The following is a 20692-nucleotide window of genomic DNA, read 5'->3' on the forward strand; positions in this document are numbered from 1 at the left end:
GTTTTTATAACTACATATAATATTTTTTATTGCTAAATAGTTTTCATAAAATCATATCTTTAACTATCATGAATCGAATTGATAGGCTTTTCGGAATTTTAATTCTACTCCAATCTAAAAAATATGTAACCGCAGAAAAGATTGCCAACCAATATCAAATAAGTATTCGAACTGTTTACAGAGATATGAAGGCGCTGAGCGAACAAGGTATACCGCTAAGTTTTGAGCAACACAAAGGATATTTTATTGTGCAAGGTTATTTTTTACCACCTATTTCTTTTAATTGTGATGAAGCCAACGCTTTGATACTTATGGAGCGTTTTCTTGTGGGTTTTGCAGATAAATCTATCCTCAATAATTATAACGCTGCATTAAATAAGGTTAAAGCAGTATTAAAAACTTCGCAGTTAGAAAAACTAGAAAAGTTAAATGAAAGTATTAAACTTCAGTTGCCAGATTGTTTAGCGAATGATTTTGAATATCTTTCTATTTTGCAAAACGCGATATCAGCTAAATGCGTTATAGAAATAAACTATAAAAGTAATAAAGAAGAAATTAGCAAAAGAGAAATTGAACCTATTGGATTGATTTTTTATGCTTTCAGTTGGCATTTAATTGCCTGGTGCCATTTAAGAAATGAATATCGTGATTTTAAAATAGACCGGATTATTAACGTAAAATGCTCAGAAATCCCTTTTAAAAAAACCGAACATATGGCATTAAATGAATACATGAAACTGTTACCTGTTAACTACTAACAACGACTCCTAAAAATAAATTTTATTTTCCTTTTTTGCACTGCCATAGGGTTGTCAGTCACTGCACTTTTCTTTGTGTTATAAACTCATAAAATTATGGATATTTTAAAATTATTAGCAACAGAATTAGAAAGTGAAGCACAAATTACACGTAAATTTTTAACCAGTGTTCCATTAGAAAAAGCAGATTGGGCTCCTCATGAAAAAAGTATGAAAATGCAAGCTCTTGCTACCCACATTGCAGAATTACCTGGCTGGATAAAATTAGCGTTAACCACAAAAGAACTTGATTTTGCAACTAGCCCTTATGAACCTGTACAAATAGCAAACAACGCTGATCTTTTAGATCTATTAGAACAGAATTTAAATGATGCAAGAGAAAGTTTAACAAATGCATCGCAAGAAATACTTAGTGAAAGATGGCTTTTAAGAACTGGGGAAACTATACATGTTGATTTAACAGTATATGAGATGATTAGGGTTGCTTTTAGTCAAACGACTCATCACAGAGCGCAATTGGGTGTTTATTTTCGCTTGATAAATATTCCTGTGCCGGCTAGTTATGGCCCAACTGTAGACGACCAGAGTTTTTAATAGCTTGTTACTTTGTCAATCTTTAAAAGATTGACAAAGTTTCCATTCCAATTCGAGAATTTCCATTAATCCCTTCTTCAGCACCACAAAAAAGTACTGATAATCAAATACGTTATCTTTCATAAAACATCAGTAAATCATCAAAATGACAAGGCCGTTTTGTTTAAGGCTCATCGGTTTTATACTGATGGGCTTATGTTTCTATTTAGTTCTAATGTATAGATGTGTTAAATTGTTAACTTTGCTCTTTCAAAAATAACTTTATCAATGACTGAGCCAACGACAAGATTAAACAAATACATTAGTGAAAGCGGTTTATGCTCTAGAAGAGCAGCCGACAGGTTTATAGAACTTGGCCAGGTTTTTATAAATGGACGCAAAGCTAAAGTTGGCGATAAAGTGTTTTTTGGAGATATTGTAAATGTTAATGGCAATACAATTGAACCTAAGCAGGCAGAAAATTCTATCCTTTTAGCTTATAACAAACCTGTTGGTATCACTAGTACTACTGAGGCTAATGTTAAAGGAAACATAGTTGATCATGTAAACCACAGTGAACGTGTTTTTCCAATCGGGAGATTAGATAAAGATTCGCAAGGTTTAATTTTTTTAACAAATAATGGCGATTTAGTAAATAAAATACTGCGTGCCGGCAATAACCACGAAAAAGAATACATCGTTACTGTAAACAAGCCTTTAACCGATCAGTTTATTGAAGGTATGAGTAAAGGTGTACCAGTTTTGGGTGTAATGACCAAAAAATGTAAAGTAACAAAAGAAAGTCCTTTCGTTTTTAAGATTACATTAATACAGGGTTTAAATAGGCAAATACGCAGAATGTGCGAATATTTTGGCTTTGAAGTTACCAAACTAGAGCGTACACGCATCATGAATATAACTTTAAAAGGTTTGCCAACTGGCGATTGGAGAGAGTTGACTGAAGAAGAACAATCAGAAATTTTTAAAATGGTTGCTAAATCTAGTTCAGAAAAGCCTTCAGCACCAAAAAGGGTGAATAAAAAATCTACTGAAGAAAAATTAGAAAAACCTGCACAGCGTTTTGCAAAATCAAAAGGCAGAACAGCAAGCCCTAAATCAAACCCAGATAACAGATCAGCTGGTGGTGCACCAAGAAGCAACAACAATGCTGCTACAAACGATTGGTTTAAAAGTAACGGACCAAGCAAAAGACCAACCAGACCATCAAACGGCAGACCAGGTGCTCCGGCAGCAAAAATAAAAAGTCCGAAAAGGAAGTAGCAAGATTTGAGTAGCGAGTATCAAGTATCAAGATAAATTCATCTTATAACTGTAGCTTTCATGCCTCAAGCTTTTTAATTACCTTTGTAACAACATGATTAACACTAAAAAAACTGACATCCGTTCATTAGACTTGCCTCAATTGCAGCAACATTTTACTGAAATGAAAGAGCCTGCATACAGAGCAAAGCAAGTTTATCAGTGGCTTTGGGAAAAATCCGCTCGTAGTTTTGAGGAGATGAGTAATTTATCAAAAGATTTGCGAAAAAAATTGGATGAAAATTACACCATCAACGTTGTTGAAATCAATAGTGCTCAATTTAGTAATGATCATACCATAAAAAATGCCTTCCGTTTGCACGATGGAAATATAGTTGAGGGCGTTTTAATACCAACAGAAGAGCGAATGACCGCCTGTGTAAGTTCACAAGTTGGCTGTAGCTTAACCTGTAAGTTTTGTGCTACGGGTTATATGGATCGCAAACGTAATTTAAATGCGGATGAAATTTACGATCAGGTAGTTTTAATTGATCAGCAAGCTAAAAAGAATTACAACATTCCGTTAACAAATATTGTATACATGGGCATGGGCGAGCCTTTGTTAAACTACGCAAATGTGCTTAAATCTATCGAACGTATAACCGCACCAGATGGATTAAACATGTCTTACAAACGCATTACAGTATCAACTGCAGGTATTGCAAAAATGATTAAAAAGTTGGGCGATGATGGCGTTAAATTCAACTTAGCCTTGTCGTTACATGCTGCCAACGATATTAAACGCCATGAGATTATGCCAATTACAGAGCATAATTCGTTAAAGGCATTGGCCGAAGCTTTAAAATACTACTTCCAAAAAACCAAAAACCCAGTAACATACGAATACATTGTATTTAACAACTTTAACGATGAAATTCAGGATGCGATGGAATTGGTTAAATTCTGTAAGCACGTGCCTTGCAAGGTAAATCTAATCGAATATAATCCTATCCAATTTGCAGATTTTATAAATGCCGAAGGCGATAAAATTGATGCTTTTGCAACATACCTACGCAATCATGGTGTAAATACCAACATTAGGCGAAGTCGAGGGAAAGACATAGATGCCGCATGTGGCCAACTAGCGGTTAAAGAAACTGCCGATAACTAATTCGCTATAGTAAAGTTTAATTAAATTTTTTAGAAAAGCAAAAACAGAAGTTCGATTGAATATTGGTCGGGCTATCCATTACAATCTTTCTGTTTTTGAGCTTTATAACTTTCTTCTAAAAGGTTACTGAAGCGGTAAAAGCTCAATGAAACAAAAAGGATTTTCATTACAATCCCGCCTGACTCTCGGTAGGCAGGTTTAAAACCGCAGGTCCTTGCTACTATTTAGGGCCGCATACCGCCAAGAACCATCAACTTTGTTTAATAAACCCGATTAAAGTGAATGCCGATTTTTCATCGGCAGAAATGGAAAGCGGGACTACATTAGCCGAGGATCACCAACATTGTTTTTCAAAAAAATTAAGTATTGACAGGGTTTTAGAAAACTTTATAAACAGAAATTTGTATAACTAAATAAACCTTCTCTTTTTTAAAGAATTTTGCTAAATTGAAACATGTTTACCATCAATCGATTAGCTTTAGATCTGGCTGCTTTGCTTTTCCCAGAGCTTTGTAATGCTTGTGGTACGCACTTGTATTATGGTGAGAAAGAAATCTGTATTAAATGTTTGCGTGATTTGCCTTTTACAGATTTTCATTTAAACGCTGAAAATCAAGTCGCCAAGCAATTGTGGGGCCGATTGCCTGATACCGATGCCATGGCAATGTTGTATTTTAGAAAAGGAACCAAGGTGCAAAACTTAATGCATGGTTTAAAATACAAAGGAAAAACAGAACTTGGCGTTAAATTGGGTAATTTACTTGGCGAAAAATTAGCAGCAAGTAATGATTATAAAAATATTGATTTAATTGTGCCTGTACCTTTGCATTACAGCAAAGAGCGGTTACGTGGTTACAATCAAAGTGAAACTATTGCAAATGGAATTGCTGAAATCTTAAATGTGAGTGTAAGAACACAGCATTTAATAAGAGCTAGATCTACCGAAACACAGACAAAAAAAGCAAGATATACGCGATACGAAAACATGCAGTCTGTTTTTGATATTGATCATAAGGAAGAATTAAAAAATTTGCATATTTTGTTGGTAGATGATGTGATTACAACTGGCGCTACACTAGAAGCCTGTGGCAATGCGTTATTAAATATTGGCATTAAAAAATTAAGTATAGCCGCTGTGGCTTTTGCAGAATAATTATGCGTTTAAAACTACTCATCATCAGCTTATTAACCAGCTTTCTTTTTGCAGCCTGCAATAAGGAAGAGGAGATAACTTTTGATGCAAACGCAAAAGTTTCATTCTCTACAGATAGTGTTTTGTTTGATACTGTTTTTACATCCATCGGATCTAGCACCAGAAGATTAAAAATAACTAACCCAAATGAAAGTGCCATTATATTAAGTAACATCAAATTAAGCGGTGGCAATTCATCAGCTTTTAGCTTAAATATTAACGGACAAGCTGTTTCAGAAACAAACAACCTTAAACTTAATGGCTCTGATTCGATTAACGTTTTTGTAAAAGTTAACATTAATCCAACTACAGAAAGTTTGCCATTTGTGGTGCAAGATTCTATACTTTTTTATTTTAACGGACAAAAAAGAAGTATTCCACTTATAGCATATGGGCAAAATGCAAATTTCATTAAAGACATTACCATAACCAATAATACCACTTGGGATAGCAAACTACCCTACATAATTTACAATTCGTTAACTATAGCAGAAAACACAACTTTAAATATTGTGGCTGGCACAAAAGTATTGTTTCATGGCAATAGCACCATGAGCGTTAGGGGTACACTTAACGTAAATGGAACAAAAGCTGACACGGTTTTATTTGCAAGTGATCGCTTAGAGAAATTGTATGCAAGCGAAACGGGACAATGGAATGGAATACACTTATATCCTGAAAGTAAAAATTCTACAATAAATTTTGCCGTTATTAAAAATGCAACGGCTGGTATAACGGTTGATGGAAGATCGTTAAATGCCCTGCCAAAACTACTTTTAACTAATACCATTATTAAAAATATGGAGGTAGTTGGCCTTTTGGGATACGAAACTGATGTTGCTGCTTTTAACAACCTCTTTTTTAACTGCGGCCAATATCTTTTATATGCTGCTGGCGGAGGAAGCTATAATTTAAAGCAAAATACTTTTGCTGGCTATCAAGACAATAAATTTGCAAGAAAAACCGCAGCTGTTTATTTGTCGGATTTTATAAGCAACACTCAGGTGAGTAATTTAAACTTGCAATTAGTAAATAATATTATTTACGGGATATTAGCCGATGAATTTACGATTGATAAAAAATCAGCTTCCACTATTTTAACTACAAACTTGAGGAATAATTTATTTAAATCTTCTAAAGTAAGTTATGCTGATAATTTTTTAAATGCTGATCCGTCTTTTTTAAATATTGAAAATTATAATTTTAGGCTCAGCAAAAATAGTAACTTGGGTAAAAAAGGTATTAACCTTACTTCAGACACCTATTTTTCGTCATTTCTTAATAAAGACTTAAAAAATAACAATAGAATATTCCCTTCAACTATAGGTTGTTATGAGTTAAATTAAATTTTTTAAACTTTTTTAAAACAAAATATAGCTCCTATCGTTTATATAATCGAGAGCGTTAATTTAGATGGTAAGGGTCGATATTTCTTTTGAAGTATCGGCCCTTTACTTTAAGGGGAATTTTAAACTTGATTTGAAAAATAGATTTACAAGTCGTGTATATTTAGATACCGAACTAGCACACTTTTAATTTCGTCTGGATTAAACGGTTTTAAAATATGTCCATCCATCCCTGACTCCTTAAATTTTGCTGTTTCATCATGTAAGGTTGATGCAGTCAATGCGATAATGGGTAAGTCCTGATAATATGATCCTTCAATTTCTCTTATGATACGAGTTGCATCAAAACCATCAATACCAGGCATTCTAATATCCATAAACACCAAATCGTACCTATTGTTCATCACTTTGGTAATAGCTTCTTCTCCATTATAGGCAAAGTCTAATTCTAAACCCCATTTGCTTAAAAATCTTCTTGCTATTAGGATATTAACCTCATTATCATCAACCACTAAAACTTTCTTTCCAGTAAATAAATCTGGAAGCACTATTTTATCGGGCAATAAAGCACCAGCGTTAACTTTATTAAAATGAATGGCAAAAGAAAATGAAGTGCCTTTACCTTCTGTACTTTGCACTTTTACTTCTGATCCATATAAGTTTAGCAGTTTTTTGGTGATTGCCAAACCCAAACCTGTACCTCCGTACTTGCGAGATATATCAGACTTAGCTTGAGTAAAAGTTTCAAATATATAAGATTGCTTATCTTTAGGAATACCAATACCGTTGTCTTTTACTTCAAAATAGATTAATGTTTCGTGGTTATTATTGTGTTTAAGTTTAACATTCAGATAAATCCTTCCATTATTTGTAAATTTAATTGCATTGCCAAGTAAATTCATCAAAATTTGGTAAAGCCTTGTTTTATCTCCAATAAGATTAGCAGGTATAGCATCATCAAAATTTAAAATCAAACGATTACCTCTTTTCTTTGCGTTTACCTGTAATGAATTGGTAATATCAACACAAAGTGTATATAAATCAAACGGAATTGCTTCTAATTGAAGGTTGCCAGTTTCAATTTTTGTGAAATCTAAAATATCATTGATAATGTTTAGCAAATTTTCACCAGAGAACTTTAAGATATTTAGATCATCTATTTGAGATTCTTTAGGCTCATTTTCTAGCAACAAATGCGTCATCCCGATAACCGCATTTAAAGGCGTACGGATTTCATGGCTCATCACAGATAAAAACATCTCTTTTGCTTCACTTAATTGCAATGCCTGCTCTCTCGCATCTATCATTTCTCGCTCTACCTGCTTGCGTTGGGTAATATCGTAAATAAGTTCTACTTGTCGTTCAAGCTGCCCATTTTCGTTGGTTATGGGCGTATTAGCAACCGAGAGCCATATCTTTGTGCCATCTTTTTTATTTGCTAATACTTCAATTTGATAGGCTTCCTTTTTTTTCGATTTTTCTCTTGATTTGAAAATTAACTCATTATCGGTATCTGGTCCTGATAATACATTGCCTAGCATTTGGCCATTAAGTTCATTTAACGAATAACCTACGAGTTCTTCAAGAGCAGAATTTACCCATGTAATTTCGCCGTTTTGATTGGTAATTGCTACACCTGTATGAGTTTTACTTGCAACTAATGATAATATTTCTAACTCTTCTTCTGCCCTCTTTTTCTCTGTAATATCAATAATAATCTCTACTTCTGTCTCTACTTTTCCATCTTGATCTAATACAACCGTATTGTGTACCGAAAGCCAAATTGGTTGCTGATCCTTCTTGTAAGCTAAAATATCAACGGTAAAAGATTTTTTTTCTTTTGTAAGTTTTCTGGCATTTTCAATTTTAGTCCAATCTGTTTTTGGCCCAGTGATAAGGTCTCCTAAATGTTTACCTTTTACATCTGCCAAATTAAAACCAGTAATTTTTTCAAAGGCATCATTTACCCAAGTAACTTTATTATTGGCATCATTAATTACAACGCCATTGTTAACCTTACTAGCTACAAAAGAAAGTTTAATAAGTTCGTTTTCTACTTGTTTTTTTTCGGTGATATCTGTGCCGTAACAATACCATTTGCCCTCTTTGGCAACCATGCTCCAAGCAACCCATTTAATTTCGTTGGTTTTACTTACCAATCTAAAATCAACATTAAAATTTTTATTCTTGCTTTTTAATCCTTCTTCAATACCGTTAACAATTCTATTAACATCTTCTCTACAACAATAATCCCAAATACTTGCGCCTATAAGCTCATCAACACTATAATGGAGCATACTGGTAACTGCATCATTTATAAAAAGAATTGAGCCGTTTCTATCCAAAATACAATGTATTTCTGGTGAAACTGTGAAAATATCTATAAACTCATTAAACTTTTTAGTTTGTAGCACCAGCTGTGCATTTTTTCTGCGCAGAGCTAACTGCGCCACTACTTGAACAGCTAAAGTTGCTAGGGCATCAAGCTGATTAGTATTTAATTGCTTTGGCTCCTTATCAAGTAAACTCAAACATCCTAAAGCATAACCCTCAGCATCTTTTAATGGAGCGCTTGCATAAAATAAGATGCCTTTTGATAAAGAAAAAACTTCGTAATTTGATAGATAAGAATTTTCGCGAACATCTGGAACCATGTAGATATGATCCAAAAACATGGTGTGCTCGCAAATGGTTAAATGCCTAGGAAGTAATTTATACTCATTTTTTACACCAAATGCCGATTTTAAAACAATTTCATCTCTATCGACAAAAGATATATAGGCAATTGGTACGTTGGCAATTTGAGCTGCCAACTTTACCAAATTGTCCAATTCATTCTCCAAGCCTTCACCCAAAATATCATAAGAGTAGAGCGCCTTTAAGCGTTGCTCTTCTTGTTCTGGGCTAATAGATTGGTTTTCAAACATGATACATATTAAATACGATCACTTATTTATAGAGAGGGAAACGACTAACCAGTTGTTGCACCTTCGTTTTTACATTGTTTAAATTGCTCTCATCTTCAGGGTTGGTTAAAACCTCGTCAATTAGCTCTACAATAGCTTGCATTTCAGTTTCTTTAAACCCTCTACTTGTAATTGCAGCAGTACCAACACGCATACCCGATGTTACAAAAGGAGATTTATCATCAAACGGAACCATATTCTTGTTAACCGTAATGTCTGCTTTTTCTAGTGCACCTTCGGCAACTTTACCTGTAATGTTTTTATTGCGCAAATCAATTAACATCAAGTGATTATCTGTACCACCAGAAATTATGCCATAGCCTTTAGCTACAAATGCTTTCGCCATCGCTTGGGCATTTGCACCAACTTGTTTAATATAACCACCGTATTCATCGGTTAAAGCTTCGCCAAATGCAATCGCTTTAGCAGCAATGATATGCTCTAATGGGCCACCTTGAGTACCTGGAAAAACCGCCATATCTAATAACGATGACATCATTCTAGTTTCACCTTTTGGCGTTATTAATCCCCATGGATTTTCGAAATCTTGCCCCATCATAATCATCCCACCACGTGGACCACGTAAAGTTTTATGTGTAGTTGTAGTTACAATATGGCAATGCGGTAGTGGATTTGCCAATAAACCTTTAGCAATAAAACCTGCTGGGTGAGAAATATCAGCTAAAACTAAAGCACCAATTTGATCTGCAACCTTACGGATAAAAGCATAATCCCATTCTCTAGAATAGGCAGACGCACCGCAAATAATCAATTTAGGCCTTTCTGCTAAGGCAACCTCTTCTAACCTAGCATAATCAATTAAGCCATCCTCTTTTTTAACCCCATAAAAATGTGGCTGATATAATTTTCCAGAAAAATTAACAGGAGAACCGTGAGTTAAGTGACCACCATGTGATAAGTCAAAACCTAAAATTTTATCACCAGGTTGTATTACTGCAAGCATAACCGCAGCATTTGCTTGTGCTCCAGAATGTGGCTGCACATTTACCCATGCAGCACCAAATAATTTTTTGGCTCTCTCAATCGCTAAATTTTCAATCTCATCAACCACCTGGCAACCGCCATAATAACGTTTGCCTGGCAAACCCTCAGCATACTTATTGGTTAATACAGATCCAGCAGCTTCCATTACCTGCTTGCTTACAAAATTCTCTGAAGCAATCAGTTCAAGTCCGTGTTCCTGTCTATCTAATTCGTTGTTAATTAAGTCAAAAATTATAGTGTCTCTGTTCATTATGGAAAAGTATTTTCGGTAAAATTAATGAATTTATCCCTTAATTCAACACCTTCATTGCAATACATTTAAATATTGTTCACAAACAATTGCTGGGTGTTTTTTGATAGGCCTTGATTATAAATTTAGTATCAATTATCATAGCAAAGATTTGGTTTTATCTGCTTTACACTGTACGTTTTACCAGAAAAATGCATAAGGTATTAGGGTTTAACAAACAATGTTGCGAAGTAAATTCACCAATGTATTAAATTAATAAAAATTATAACCTTCATTTAAGCCAAAAAATCTTGTAAATTTTGACATTAAATAATGATAAAACTATTAAACAAATTACCGTAATTTGTAATTTAATAAAATGCATGGAAGTTAAGACTGGTCCCTTATTAGCTACAATCAATTATCCTGCTGATTTAAAGCAGTATAGTGAAGAAAATCTTGAGCAAATCTGTCAAGAATTACGTCAATATATTATTGATGTTGTAAGTGTAAACGGTGGCCATTTTGGCGCTAGTTTAGGCGTAGTAGAGCTTACTGTGGCGCTACATTATGCGCTAAATACGCCATATGATAAGTTGGTTTGGGATGTTGGGCACCAAGCTTATGGGCATAAAATTTTAACCGGTAGGAGAAATCAATTTCATACAAACAGAATTATCAATGGCATAAGTGGTTTCCCAAAAATCAGTGAAAGCGAGTATGATACCTTCGGTGTTGGGCACTCTTCAACTTCAATTTCTGCTGCATTAGGTATGGCGGTAGCTTCTCATTATAAGGGAGAAAAAGACCGCCAACATGTTGCTGTAATTGGTGATGGAGCCATGACAGCTGGCCTTGCTTTCGAAGGATTGAACCATGCCGGAATAGAAAACTCTAACGTTTTGGTAATCTTAAACGACAATTGTATGTCTATAGATCCAAATGTTGGTGCTTTAAAAGAATATTTAACCAATATCACTACCTCGAAATCATATAATCGCTTTCGCGATGACGTATCAAGTGTACTAAGCAAGCTCTCTGAACTTGGTCCAAATGCACATAAATACGTTAAAAAAATTGAGAAAAGTATTAAGGGAACTTTACTAAAACAAAGCAACCTATTCGAAGCCCTAAACTTTAGATACTTTGGCCCTGTCGATGGGCACGATGTAAAACGTTTAGCAGCCGTTATTAAAGATTTATCGGCTATTCCCGGTCCTAAGTTGTTACATTGTGTAACCGTAAAAGGTAAAGGTTTCGCATTAGCTGAAAAAGACCAAACCAAATGGCATGCACCAGGTTTATTTGATAAAATTACTGGAGAAATTAAAAAATCAGTTTCTGATAAACCTCAACCCCCAAAATACCAAGATGTTTTTGGACATACCATGGTAGAATTGGCTGAGGCTAATGCCAAAATTGTAGGTATTACACCTGCAATGCCTTCTGGCTGCTCACTCAATATCATGATGAAAGCGATGCCTCACAGAGCTTTTGATGTTGGTATTGCCGAGCAACATGCTGTTACTTTTTCGGCGGGTTTAGCTACTCAAGGTTTGGTGCCATTCTGTAATATTTACTCTAGCTTTATGCAAAGAGCTTATGATCAGGTTATCCACGATGTGGCTATACAAAACCTAAATGTAGTTTTTTGTTTAGATAGAGCAGGTTTAGCAGGTGCTGATGGCGCTACACACCATGGGGCATACGATTTAGCATACATGCGATGTATCCCGAATATGGTGGTGGCCTCACCTATGAACGAGGAAGAACTTCGCAACTTAATGTACACTGCGCAGCAAGAAAATGTTGGCCCATTCACCATCCGTTACCCTCGTGGAAACGGTGTTATGCCCGATTGGAAGAGACCTTTTAAAGCATTAGAAATTGGAAAAGGCAGAAAAATTTGCGATGGAGAAGATGTAGCCATTTTATCAATTGGTCATGTAGGTAATTTCGCTGTTGAGGCTTGCCAAGAATTAAATAGTGAAGGCATTTTTCCCGCACATTTTGATTTAAGATTTGTAAAACCACTAGACGCAGCAATGCTACACGATGTATTTACACGTTTTAAAAACGTCATCACAATAGAAGATGGCTGTTTACAAGGTGGCATGGGAAGTGCGATATTAGAATTTATGGCAGACCATAATTACAATGCCAATGTAACTCGCTTAGGTATTCCAGATGAGTTTATTGAACATGGAGAACAACCAGAATTATGGGCAATTTGCCAATATGATAAAGGTGCTATAGTTGCCGAAGTAAAAAAATTAGCAGTTAGTAGAACTACAAAAACAATAGCTTCTTAGGCCAGCACCTTAAAATGCAGAGCGCTTAAAACAAACTCAATTGGAAAAAAATTCGAAAATATACGTTGCTGGCCATCGTGGTATGGTTGGCTCGGCCATTTATAGAAAACTACAAAAAGAAGGCTACACAGATCTAATCATTAAAACATCAGCCGAACTCGATTTAAGAGATCAAAAAGCAGTTGAGGCCTTTTTTAATACAGAAAAACCTGAATATGTTTTTTTAGCTGCAGCAAAGGTAGGTGGCATTATCGCAAACAACACTTATCGTGCTGATTTTTTGTATGAAAACCTAGCGATACAAAATAATGTTATTCATCAATCTTATTTAAATGGTGTTAAAAAACTAATGTTTTTAGGTTCAAGTTGCATCTACCCTAAACTTGCTCCTCAACCATTAAAGGAAGAATATTTATTAACAGGATTGTTAGAAGAAACCAATGAGCCCTACGCCATTGCCAAAATTGCTGGCATAAAAATGTGCGATGCTTACAGAGCGCAATATGGATGTAACTTCATTTCGGTAATGCCAACAAATTTATATGGCTATAACGATAATTATCACCCACAAAACTCACATGTTTTACCTGCCTTAATAAGAAGGTTTGATGAAGCTAAAAAATCAAATGCTGAAGAAGTGGTAATTTGGGGCTCAGGAAAGCCGATGCGTGAATTTCTATTTGCTGATGACTTAGCCGATGCCTGTTATTTTTTAATGCAAACCTACAACGAACCTCATTTAATTAATATTGGTACAGGCGATGATTTGACAATTAAAGATCTTGCTTTACTTATACAAAAAATTGTAGGATTTGAAGGCCATATTACATTTGATGAAAGCAAGCCTGACGGTACTCCTCGTAAATTAATGGATGTTACTAAGCTTCATAATTTAGGTTGGAAGCACCAAATTAATTTAGAAAAGGGTTTAAATTTAGCTTATCAGGATTATCTTTCAAATCATTGATCTTCAAGTTTAGCTTGCAAATAAACATCAAGCACAAAATATTATACCGATGGCTGGGCATATTTGCGTAGCCTTTGTAATTTTATTTGGCATTAGCACTTACTTTTTTGGAATTGATAATGCTTTGTTGCACCTTTGTATTGCTTATTAAGAAAGATGGAGGGAATAGACCCAAAGAAGTCTTAGCAACCTGTGCCAACAAGGTGCTAATTTCTAATCTCAGCAGTGGCGAGAGAAGATAAGTTCGAACACCATTCCCTATTTTAGGATAAGCTTTTATTATCATATAGTGTCTCAAATATCGAGAGCCGAAGTGCAGGGTATATATTTGTCTCAGGTATGAAATTAGTGCATTTATCAGGAATTCTTGATACTTGATACTAGCGACTTGCTACTACAAATTATGAGCATTAGAGAAGAACTAGAAAAACGTATTTTAATTATAGATGGTGCAATGGGCACCATGATTCAGCGCTACACCTTAACTGAAGAAGATTTCAGAGGAGATCGCTTTGCTACACACCCGTATGATGTAAAAGGCAATAACGATTTACTTAACATTACTCGCCCTGATATCATCAAAGCTATTCACCTTGAATATTTAAAAGCAGGTGCTGACATTATAGAGACCAATACTTTTAGTACACAGCGAATTTCCATGGCAGATTACCAAATGGAAGATCTTTCTTACGAACTAAGTTTTGAGGGCGCAAGAGTTGCAAAAGAAGCTGTTACAGAATTTATGGCAGCTAACCCAGATCGTAAATGTTTTGTAGCTGGCGCTATTGGCCCAACAAATAGAACTTTGTCTATGTCGCCAAATGTAAACGACCCGGGCTACAGAGCAGTTTATTTTGATGAATTGGAGGAAGCGTACTACGAACAAGTGAGAGGCTTGGTTGATGGAGGAGCAGATGTTTTATTAATAGAGACCATATTTGATACTTTAAATGCTAAAGTAGCCATAGTTGCTATAAAAAAATATGAAGAAGTAATCGGCAGAAAGCTTGAAATTATGATTTCTGGCACTATTACCGACGCTTCTGGTAGAACTTTATCTGGACAAACTGCCGAAGCTTTCTTAAACTCAGTGATGCATGCAAAACCACTAAGTATTGGTTTCAATTGCGCTTTAGGAGCAAAAGAAATGCGCCCGCATATTGAAGAATTAGCCGCAAAAGCGGGATGCTATGTTTCGGCCTATCCTAATGCAGGTTTGCCAAATGAATTTGGCGCTTATGATGAAATGCCTCATGAAACTGCTCATTTGGTAGATGATTTTATTGCTGCAGGTTTTGTAAATATTGTTGGCGGTTGCTGTGGTACAACTCCAGAGCATATAGGCTGCATTGCTGCAAAAGCAAGAAAAGCAGAACCTCGCAAAATCCCTTACATTGAGCCTTTTATGCGTTTGAGTGGTTTAGAGCCTGTAACCATTACGCCCGAAAGTATTTTCGTAAACATTGGTGAAAGAACAAATATTACTGGTTCGCCAAAATTTTCTAAATTAATTTTAGGTGGCGATTATGAAGCGGCCCTTGCAGTAGCCTTACAGCAAGTAGAGGGAGGTGCGCAAATCATCGATGTGAACATGGATGAAGGGATGTTGGATTCGGAAGCCGCCATGACTAAATTCTTAAATCTAATTGCTTCAGAACCTGATATTGCCAAATTACCCATCATGGTCGATTCATCAAAATGGTCGGTGATAGAAAATGGCTTAAAATGTTTGCAAGGGAAAGGCATCGTTAACTCCATATCCTTAAAAGAAGGCGAAGATAAATTTAGAGAAAGTGCCCGCAAAATTATGCAATACGGCGCTGCCGTTGTTGTAATGGCATTTGATGAGCAAGGACAAGCAGATAATTACGAAAGAAGAATTGAAATCTGTAAAAGAAGCTATGACATTTTAGTTAGCGAAATTGGTTTCCCTGCTCAAGATATCATCTTCGACCCAAATATTTTAACCGTTGCTACAGGTTTAGAAGAGCACAACAATTATGCGGTAGATTTTATTAATGCCACAAGGTGGATTAAACAAAACTTGCCACATGCTAAAGTAAGTGGCGGTGTATCTAACATTTCTTTCTCTTTTAGAGGTAACAATACGGTACGCGAAGCGATGCACTCTGCTTTTTTATATCATGCTATTCAAGCTGGTTTAGACATGGGAATTGTTAACGCCGGAATGTTAGAGGTATATCAGGAAATTCCGCCAGAATTATTAGAACGTGTTGAAGATGTATTACTGAACCGAAGAGATGATGCAACCGAACGTTTGGTAGAATATGCTGATACCATTAAAAGTAAAGGCAAAGAAATAGTTAGAGATGAAGAATGGAGAAAAGAAACAGTTGAAGATCGATTATCACACTCGTTGGTAAAAGGTATTGTTGAATATTTAGATGAAGATGTAGAAGAAGCTCGCCAAAAATATGCCAGACCAATTCAAGTAATTGAAGGCCCATTAATGGATGGGATGAATATTGTAGGCGATTTGTTTGGCGCAGGGAAAATGTTTTTACCACAAGTTGTAAAATCTGCTAGGGTAATGAAAAAAGCAGTTGCTTATCTACTTCCATTCATCGAGCAAGAAAAGCTAGACAATCCTGATCAAGACCAAAGTTCCTCTGCAGGCAAGGTTTTACTAGCAACCGTAAAAGGTGATGTACATGATATCGGTAAAAATATTGTGGGTGTAGTTTTGGCTTGCAATAATTTCGAAGTGATAGATATGGGGGTTATGGTTCCTGCTCAAGAAATCATTAAAAAAGCAAAAGAAATTAACGCAGATATTATAGGCCTAAGCGGTTTGATCACCCCTTCTTTAGATGAAATGGTTCATTTTGCCAAAGAAATGGAACGTGAAGGTTTTACTGTTCCTTTGATAGTTGGTGGCGCTACTACGTCTAGAATACATGCTGCAGTAAAAATTGCCCCAAACTATTCAGGCCCAGCAATTCATGTGTTAGATGCATCTAGAAGTGTAACGGTTTGCAGTACATTAATGAACCCTGAAGCTAAAGGAGATTATGTAGCAGGGATTAGAGCAGAGTATGACAAAGCTCGTGAAGCTCACCTCAATAAACGTTCTGATAAAAGATTTAAAACAATTGAAGAAGCAAGAGCAGACAAATTTCAAATAGATTTAACGAAAGTTGCAGCAGCCCCTACTTTTACCGGAACCAAAATTTTTGAGGATTATCCATTAGCAGAGCTAGTTCCTTACATCGACTGGACCCCATTTTTCCATACTTGGGAACTTCGCGGTAGCTACCCAAAAATATTTGATGATAAAAATGTGGGTGATGAAGCAAAAAAACTATTTAACGACGCACAAGTTTTGTTAAATAAAGTTGTTGATGAAAAACTACTGACAGCCAAAGGTGTAATTGGCTTTTGGCCAGCAAACTCAGTTGGAGACGATATTCAGCTAACAGTTGTCAATTCACAGTTTTCAGACAACACACATCTGAAAACTGAAAACCTTAAACTGAAAACTATTCACACCCTTCGCCAACAGGCAGAAAAAATGGCTGGTGAGCCTTATTATGCTTTATCTGATTTTATCGCCCCAAAAGAAAGTGGTGTGCAAGATTATTTTGGTGGTTTTGCTGTTACAACCGGTATTGGTATTGATGCTTTGGTAGAAGAATTTGAGAAAAACCACGATGATTACAATAGCATCATGATTAAAGCTTTAGCAGACCGGCTGGCAGAGGCTTTCGCAGAGCGGATGCATGAATTGGTTAGAAAAGAATATTGGGGCTATGCAAAAGAAGAAAGTTTGAGCAATCAAGAATTAATTAAAGAAGAATACGCGGGTATTCGTCCGGCACCAGGCTACCCTGCTTGTCCGGAGCATACCGAAAAAGGAACTTTGTTTAGCTTGCTCGATGCTGAAAATAAAATTGGACTACGCCTAACCGAAAGTTACGCAATGTACCCAACGGCCGCCGTGAGTGGGTTTTACTTTGCTCACCCTCAATCGCGATATTTTGGTTTGGGAAAAATAACGAAAGACCAAATAGAAGATTACGCAGCCAGAAAAGGGATGAGTATAGAAGAAGCAGAAAAATGGTTAAGCCCTAATTTGGCTTATTAACTCCCCTACCTGTTAAAGGAGAAGAATATAAATAGTATACAATTTACAATTATTAGCTCCGCCAGCGGCGGATTGGGTATGAAGATCACAGAACACATCAAAAACGCAAATGGTAAAACCTTATTTTCTTTTGAGCTTTTGCCTCCAATTAAAGGCCAAAGCATTCAATGGATCTATGATGCAATAGATCCGTTGCTAGAGTTCAATCCACCGTTTATTGATGTAACCTCATTACGTGAAGATTATATTTACAAAGAGCAGGAAAATGGCTTATTACAAAAGGTAGCTTACCGTAAGCGTCCAGGCACCATTGCGATTTGTGCTGCAATTATCCATAAATATAAAATTGATGCAGTACCACACTTAATTTGTGGTGGCTTTACAAAAGAGGAAACTGAAAATGCTTTAATAGATCTACAGTTTTTAGGAATTGACAATGTACTGGCTTTAAGGGGCGATGCTCGTGCTGCAGATAATTCTTTTATACCAACCAAAGGCGGACACTGTTATGCTACAGATCTAATTGAGCATATCAAAAACCATAACGATGGTAAGTTTTTACATGAGGATGTAGAGACTTTTAAAAGTGATTTTTGTATCGGCGTTGCCGGATACCCAGAAAAGCATTTCGAAGCACCAAATCTCAATTCAGATTTTAAATTCTTGAAAAAGAAAGTAGATATGGGCGCAGAATTTATTGTTACCCAAATGTTTTTCGACAACCAGAAATATTTCGACTTTGTTAAAAAGTGCAGAGAAAATGACATCAATGTACCAATTATACCTGGCTTAAAACCAATTAGCACATTAACCCAATTGAATGTACTGCCAAAAATCTTTCATATAGATTTACCTGATGAATTAACTGATGCGCTATCTTATGCTAAAAGTAATGCTGAAGCTAAAGAAATAGGAACCGCTGCAATGATCAAGCAGTGTAAAGAGTTAATAGATTTTGGGGCGCCAGTTTTGCACTTTTATACCATGGGTAAACCTGCACAAACCAAGGAAATTGCCAAAGCGATATTTTAGACTATAAGAAAATGGTTAGCTGGGTAAACGTTTAGCTGTGGGAAGATTGAAATATTAAATCGGAAATGTTTTAAACCTAAAAGTCCTCTATAGGGGATTTAGGGTTTAAAAATCCTGGTAAATATTACGGAAGCTACTTCTTAAACCAAAGGTTACCATGGTAGTTTTGTCATTGATCAAGCTATTCTTCTCTTGTCTAAATATTGCTCCACCTTCCAATCTTAAATTATACTTTGGATTGATGATATAAGAAACTCTAGCATCTAAGTAAGCAAAATTAGTTTTCAAACCGTCACCAGTTCTGTATCCGTTTTCTCTCGTTCTTGTTACGTAAGATTCATTGATATCTTTACCTACATTCTCACCATTATTTAAGCCATAATTAGCTACATTAGCCTGAGCTGAAAATGCCCATTTGTTGTATTGGTAATTCCAAATCGTTAAAAACTCTCTAAAGTTAGCCCCCATTGGATGAGCTAAAGCTTCAGCATAATGCCCATAATTTAACAATGAGCTTCTTTGGGTATAAGTAAAAGGTCGTGCAGTATTAAACTCTGCTAAGTAATTTAAACCCGCTACTTTAAAAGCATCAAATCCTTTTACACCTAATTGGTAAGCGAATTTATTTGCCCAATAACCATTACCACCAAAAACCTCTTTAGCCGTAAATTCATCAGCAGCAGCTTGCCCATATACAGTCAAGTTGCTCAATAATTTATACTTAGCTGTAAATCCAATCAAAGCGTTGTCTGGAGAGCCATTCATGCCTTCAACTGTTCTCAAAAATATAATTGGATTTAAATAAGATACGTCAAATCCTCTTTTTCCATCAACATCAGCATCTTGCCAAATGATCGAATCAAAAAAGCCCAATGATAAACGGTTGTTTACATTCCAATCTAAGTAATGAAAAGCGCCCCATTTTTTTCTAAAACCATTATCATAAGAAAAAGCAGGAGATAAAGGATCTTGAAACTGAGACCACATGGCCATATATTTCACATTTCCCAAGGTACCCGTTAATTTCAAAAACGGATAGGGTGCAGCAACATCAGACAATAACATAGAGCGATAACCATCTCCTATAAAATTTTTATCCTGACCTAATGTAAAGGAAAAATATTTATTAGGGGTGTAATTTACCACAGCCGTTGCATATGCCCAATCTTTTGTGGTTCTTGCAACACCAAATTTATCATTTACCATACCAGGAATTACACCCTTACTATTGATGTAGTTTGTTAAGTAGTTATTAAAGCGAGCTTGATTTTCAAACCCACTACTGTAAAAACTAAATTTTTTACCTATTGTACCTCCAAACTGATATCCTCTAGTATTTAACCAAGTAGTGACACCATGTTCCCTATCTCTACCAATTTGGTAATCAGGTAAAAAATCTAAGTAGAAGGTATAATCCTCCTTATTTACTTGCAATAAATGCTCATTAAATAATTTACGGCCAGCCCAGGTATTTCTTATTATATCTGTACCTACCGCCAATAACGAGTCCAATTGGTTAGTAATGGTCGTATCATCAGAAATAACTGGTTTAAGTGAAGTATGAAACCTAGTATCTAAGCTATATAACGATTTATTCAACTTTTGGTATTGATAATAGCTATAGGGTATAATTTGTTGGGCATTGCTAACGATGGAAATGCAAAGTGCACAACCCAAAAGAAAAGTTTTTTTCATAAAATCAAGCTAGTATCTAGAGCTAAGGGTCAACCAAAGCGTTTACAAAGATGCTCAAAATATTTATTAATGAGAAGTAAG

Annotated in this window: 13 protein-coding genes and 1 riboswitch; of the genes, 10 read left to right on the top strand and 3 right to left on the bottom strand. The window is 35.6% G+C overall.

Annotation, left to right across the window (positions count from 1 at the left end; genetic code table 11):
• Positions 1 to 68 precede the first annotated feature (68 nt).
• The 6 genes from AC07XU_RS03000 (at position 69) to AC07XU_RS03025 (ending at position 6300) form a co-directional block, all read left to right on the top strand.
• Complete coding sequence (locus AC07XU_RS03000; RefSeq protein ID WP_494942135.1) at positions 69 to 758, top strand: helix-turn-helix transcriptional regulator; 690 nt, start codon at positions 69 to 71, stop codon at positions 756 to 758.
• A gap of 96 nt (positions 759 to 854) precedes the next feature.
• Entirely contained in the window at positions 855 to 1352 is a 498-nt protein-coding gene (locus tag AC07XU_RS03005; RefSeq protein WP_494942136.1) for a DinB family protein, read from the top strand.
• A gap of 267 nt (positions 1353 to 1619) precedes the next feature.
• Positions 1620 to 2612 (top strand): 23S rRNA pseudouridine(2604) synthase RluF, encoded by a 993-nt coding sequence (rluF, locus tag AC07XU_RS03010; protein WP_494942137.1) that lies wholly within the window; start codon positions 1620 to 1622, stop codon positions 2610 to 2612.
• A gap of 94 nt (positions 2613 to 2706) precedes the next feature.
• Positions 2707 to 3762, top strand: a complete 1056-nt coding sequence (gene rlmN / locus AC07XU_RS03015) for a dual-specificity RNA methyltransferase RlmN (RefSeq protein ID WP_494942138.1) — start codon at positions 2707 to 2709, stop codon at positions 3760 to 3762.
• A gap of 454 nt (positions 3763 to 4216) precedes the next feature.
• Positions 4217 to 4915 (top strand): ComF family protein, encoded by a 699-nt coding sequence (locus AC07XU_RS03020; protein WP_494942139.1) that lies wholly within the window; start codon positions 4217 to 4219, stop codon positions 4913 to 4915.
• A 2-nt stretch (positions 4916 to 4917) separates the two neighbouring features.
• A complete protein-coding gene (locus AC07XU_RS03025) occupies positions 4918 to 6300 on the top strand; it encodes a hypothetical protein (RefSeq protein ID WP_494942140.1) in 1383 nt (460 codons plus the stop codon).
• Between the two features lie 146 nt (positions 6301 to 6446).
• On the opposite strand, the gene AC07XU_RS03030 is transcribed toward AC07XU_RS03025, so the two are convergent.
• Entirely contained in the window at positions 6447 to 9227 is a 2781-nt protein-coding gene (locus AC07XU_RS03030) for a PAS domain S-box protein (RefSeq protein WP_494942141.1), read from the bottom strand.
• 22 nt (positions 9228 to 9249) lie between these two features.
• Positions 9250 to 10521, bottom strand: coding sequence for a serine hydroxymethyltransferase (gene glyA / locus AC07XU_RS03035; protein ID WP_494942142.1), 1272 nt, complete (start codon positions 10519 to 10521; stop codon positions 9250 to 9252).
• A 362-nt stretch (positions 10522 to 10883) separates the two neighbouring features.
• On the opposite strand from glyA, the gene dxs reads away from it, so the two are divergent.
• From dxs to AC07XU_RS03055, 4 genes are all read left to right on the top strand, one after another.
• Entirely contained in the window at positions 10884 to 12812 is a 1929-nt protein-coding gene (gene dxs / locus AC07XU_RS03040) for a 1-deoxy-D-xylulose-5-phosphate synthase (RefSeq protein ID WP_494942143.1), read from the top strand.
• Positions 12813 to 12852: 40 nt separating this feature from the next.
• Positions 12853 to 13779 (top strand): GDP-L-fucose synthase, encoded by a 927-nt coding sequence (gene fcl / locus AC07XU_RS03045; protein WP_494942144.1) that lies wholly within the window; start codon positions 12853 to 12855, stop codon positions 13777 to 13779.
• A gap of 141 nt (positions 13780 to 13920) precedes the next feature.
• Positions 13921 to 14024: riboswitch (SAM riboswitch) on the top strand.
• Between the two features lie 158 nt (positions 14025 to 14182).
• Positions 14183 to 17884 carry a methionine synthase gene (gene metH, locus AC07XU_RS03050; RefSeq protein ID WP_494942145.1) on the top strand — a complete coding sequence of 1234 codons (3702 nt, stop codon included), beginning with the start codon at positions 14183 to 14185 and terminating at the stop codon, positions 17882 to 17884.
• Positions 17885 to 17962: 78 nt separating this feature from the next.
• Positions 17963 to 18916, top strand: a complete 954-nt coding sequence (locus AC07XU_RS03055; protein WP_494942146.1) for a methylenetetrahydrofolate reductase — start codon at positions 17963 to 17965, stop codon at positions 18914 to 18916.
• A 105-nt stretch (positions 18917 to 19021) separates the two neighbouring features.
• On the opposite strand, the gene AC07XU_RS03060 is transcribed toward AC07XU_RS03055, so the two are convergent.
• Complete coding sequence (locus AC07XU_RS03060; RefSeq protein WP_494942147.1) at positions 19022 to 20611, bottom strand: gliding motility protein RemB; 1590 nt, start codon at positions 20609 to 20611, stop codon at positions 19022 to 19024.
• Positions 20612 to 20692: the final 81 nt, after the last annotated feature.

The sequence above is a fragment of the Pedobacter sp. GW456-11-11-14-TSB4 genome, assembly GCF_059424425.1.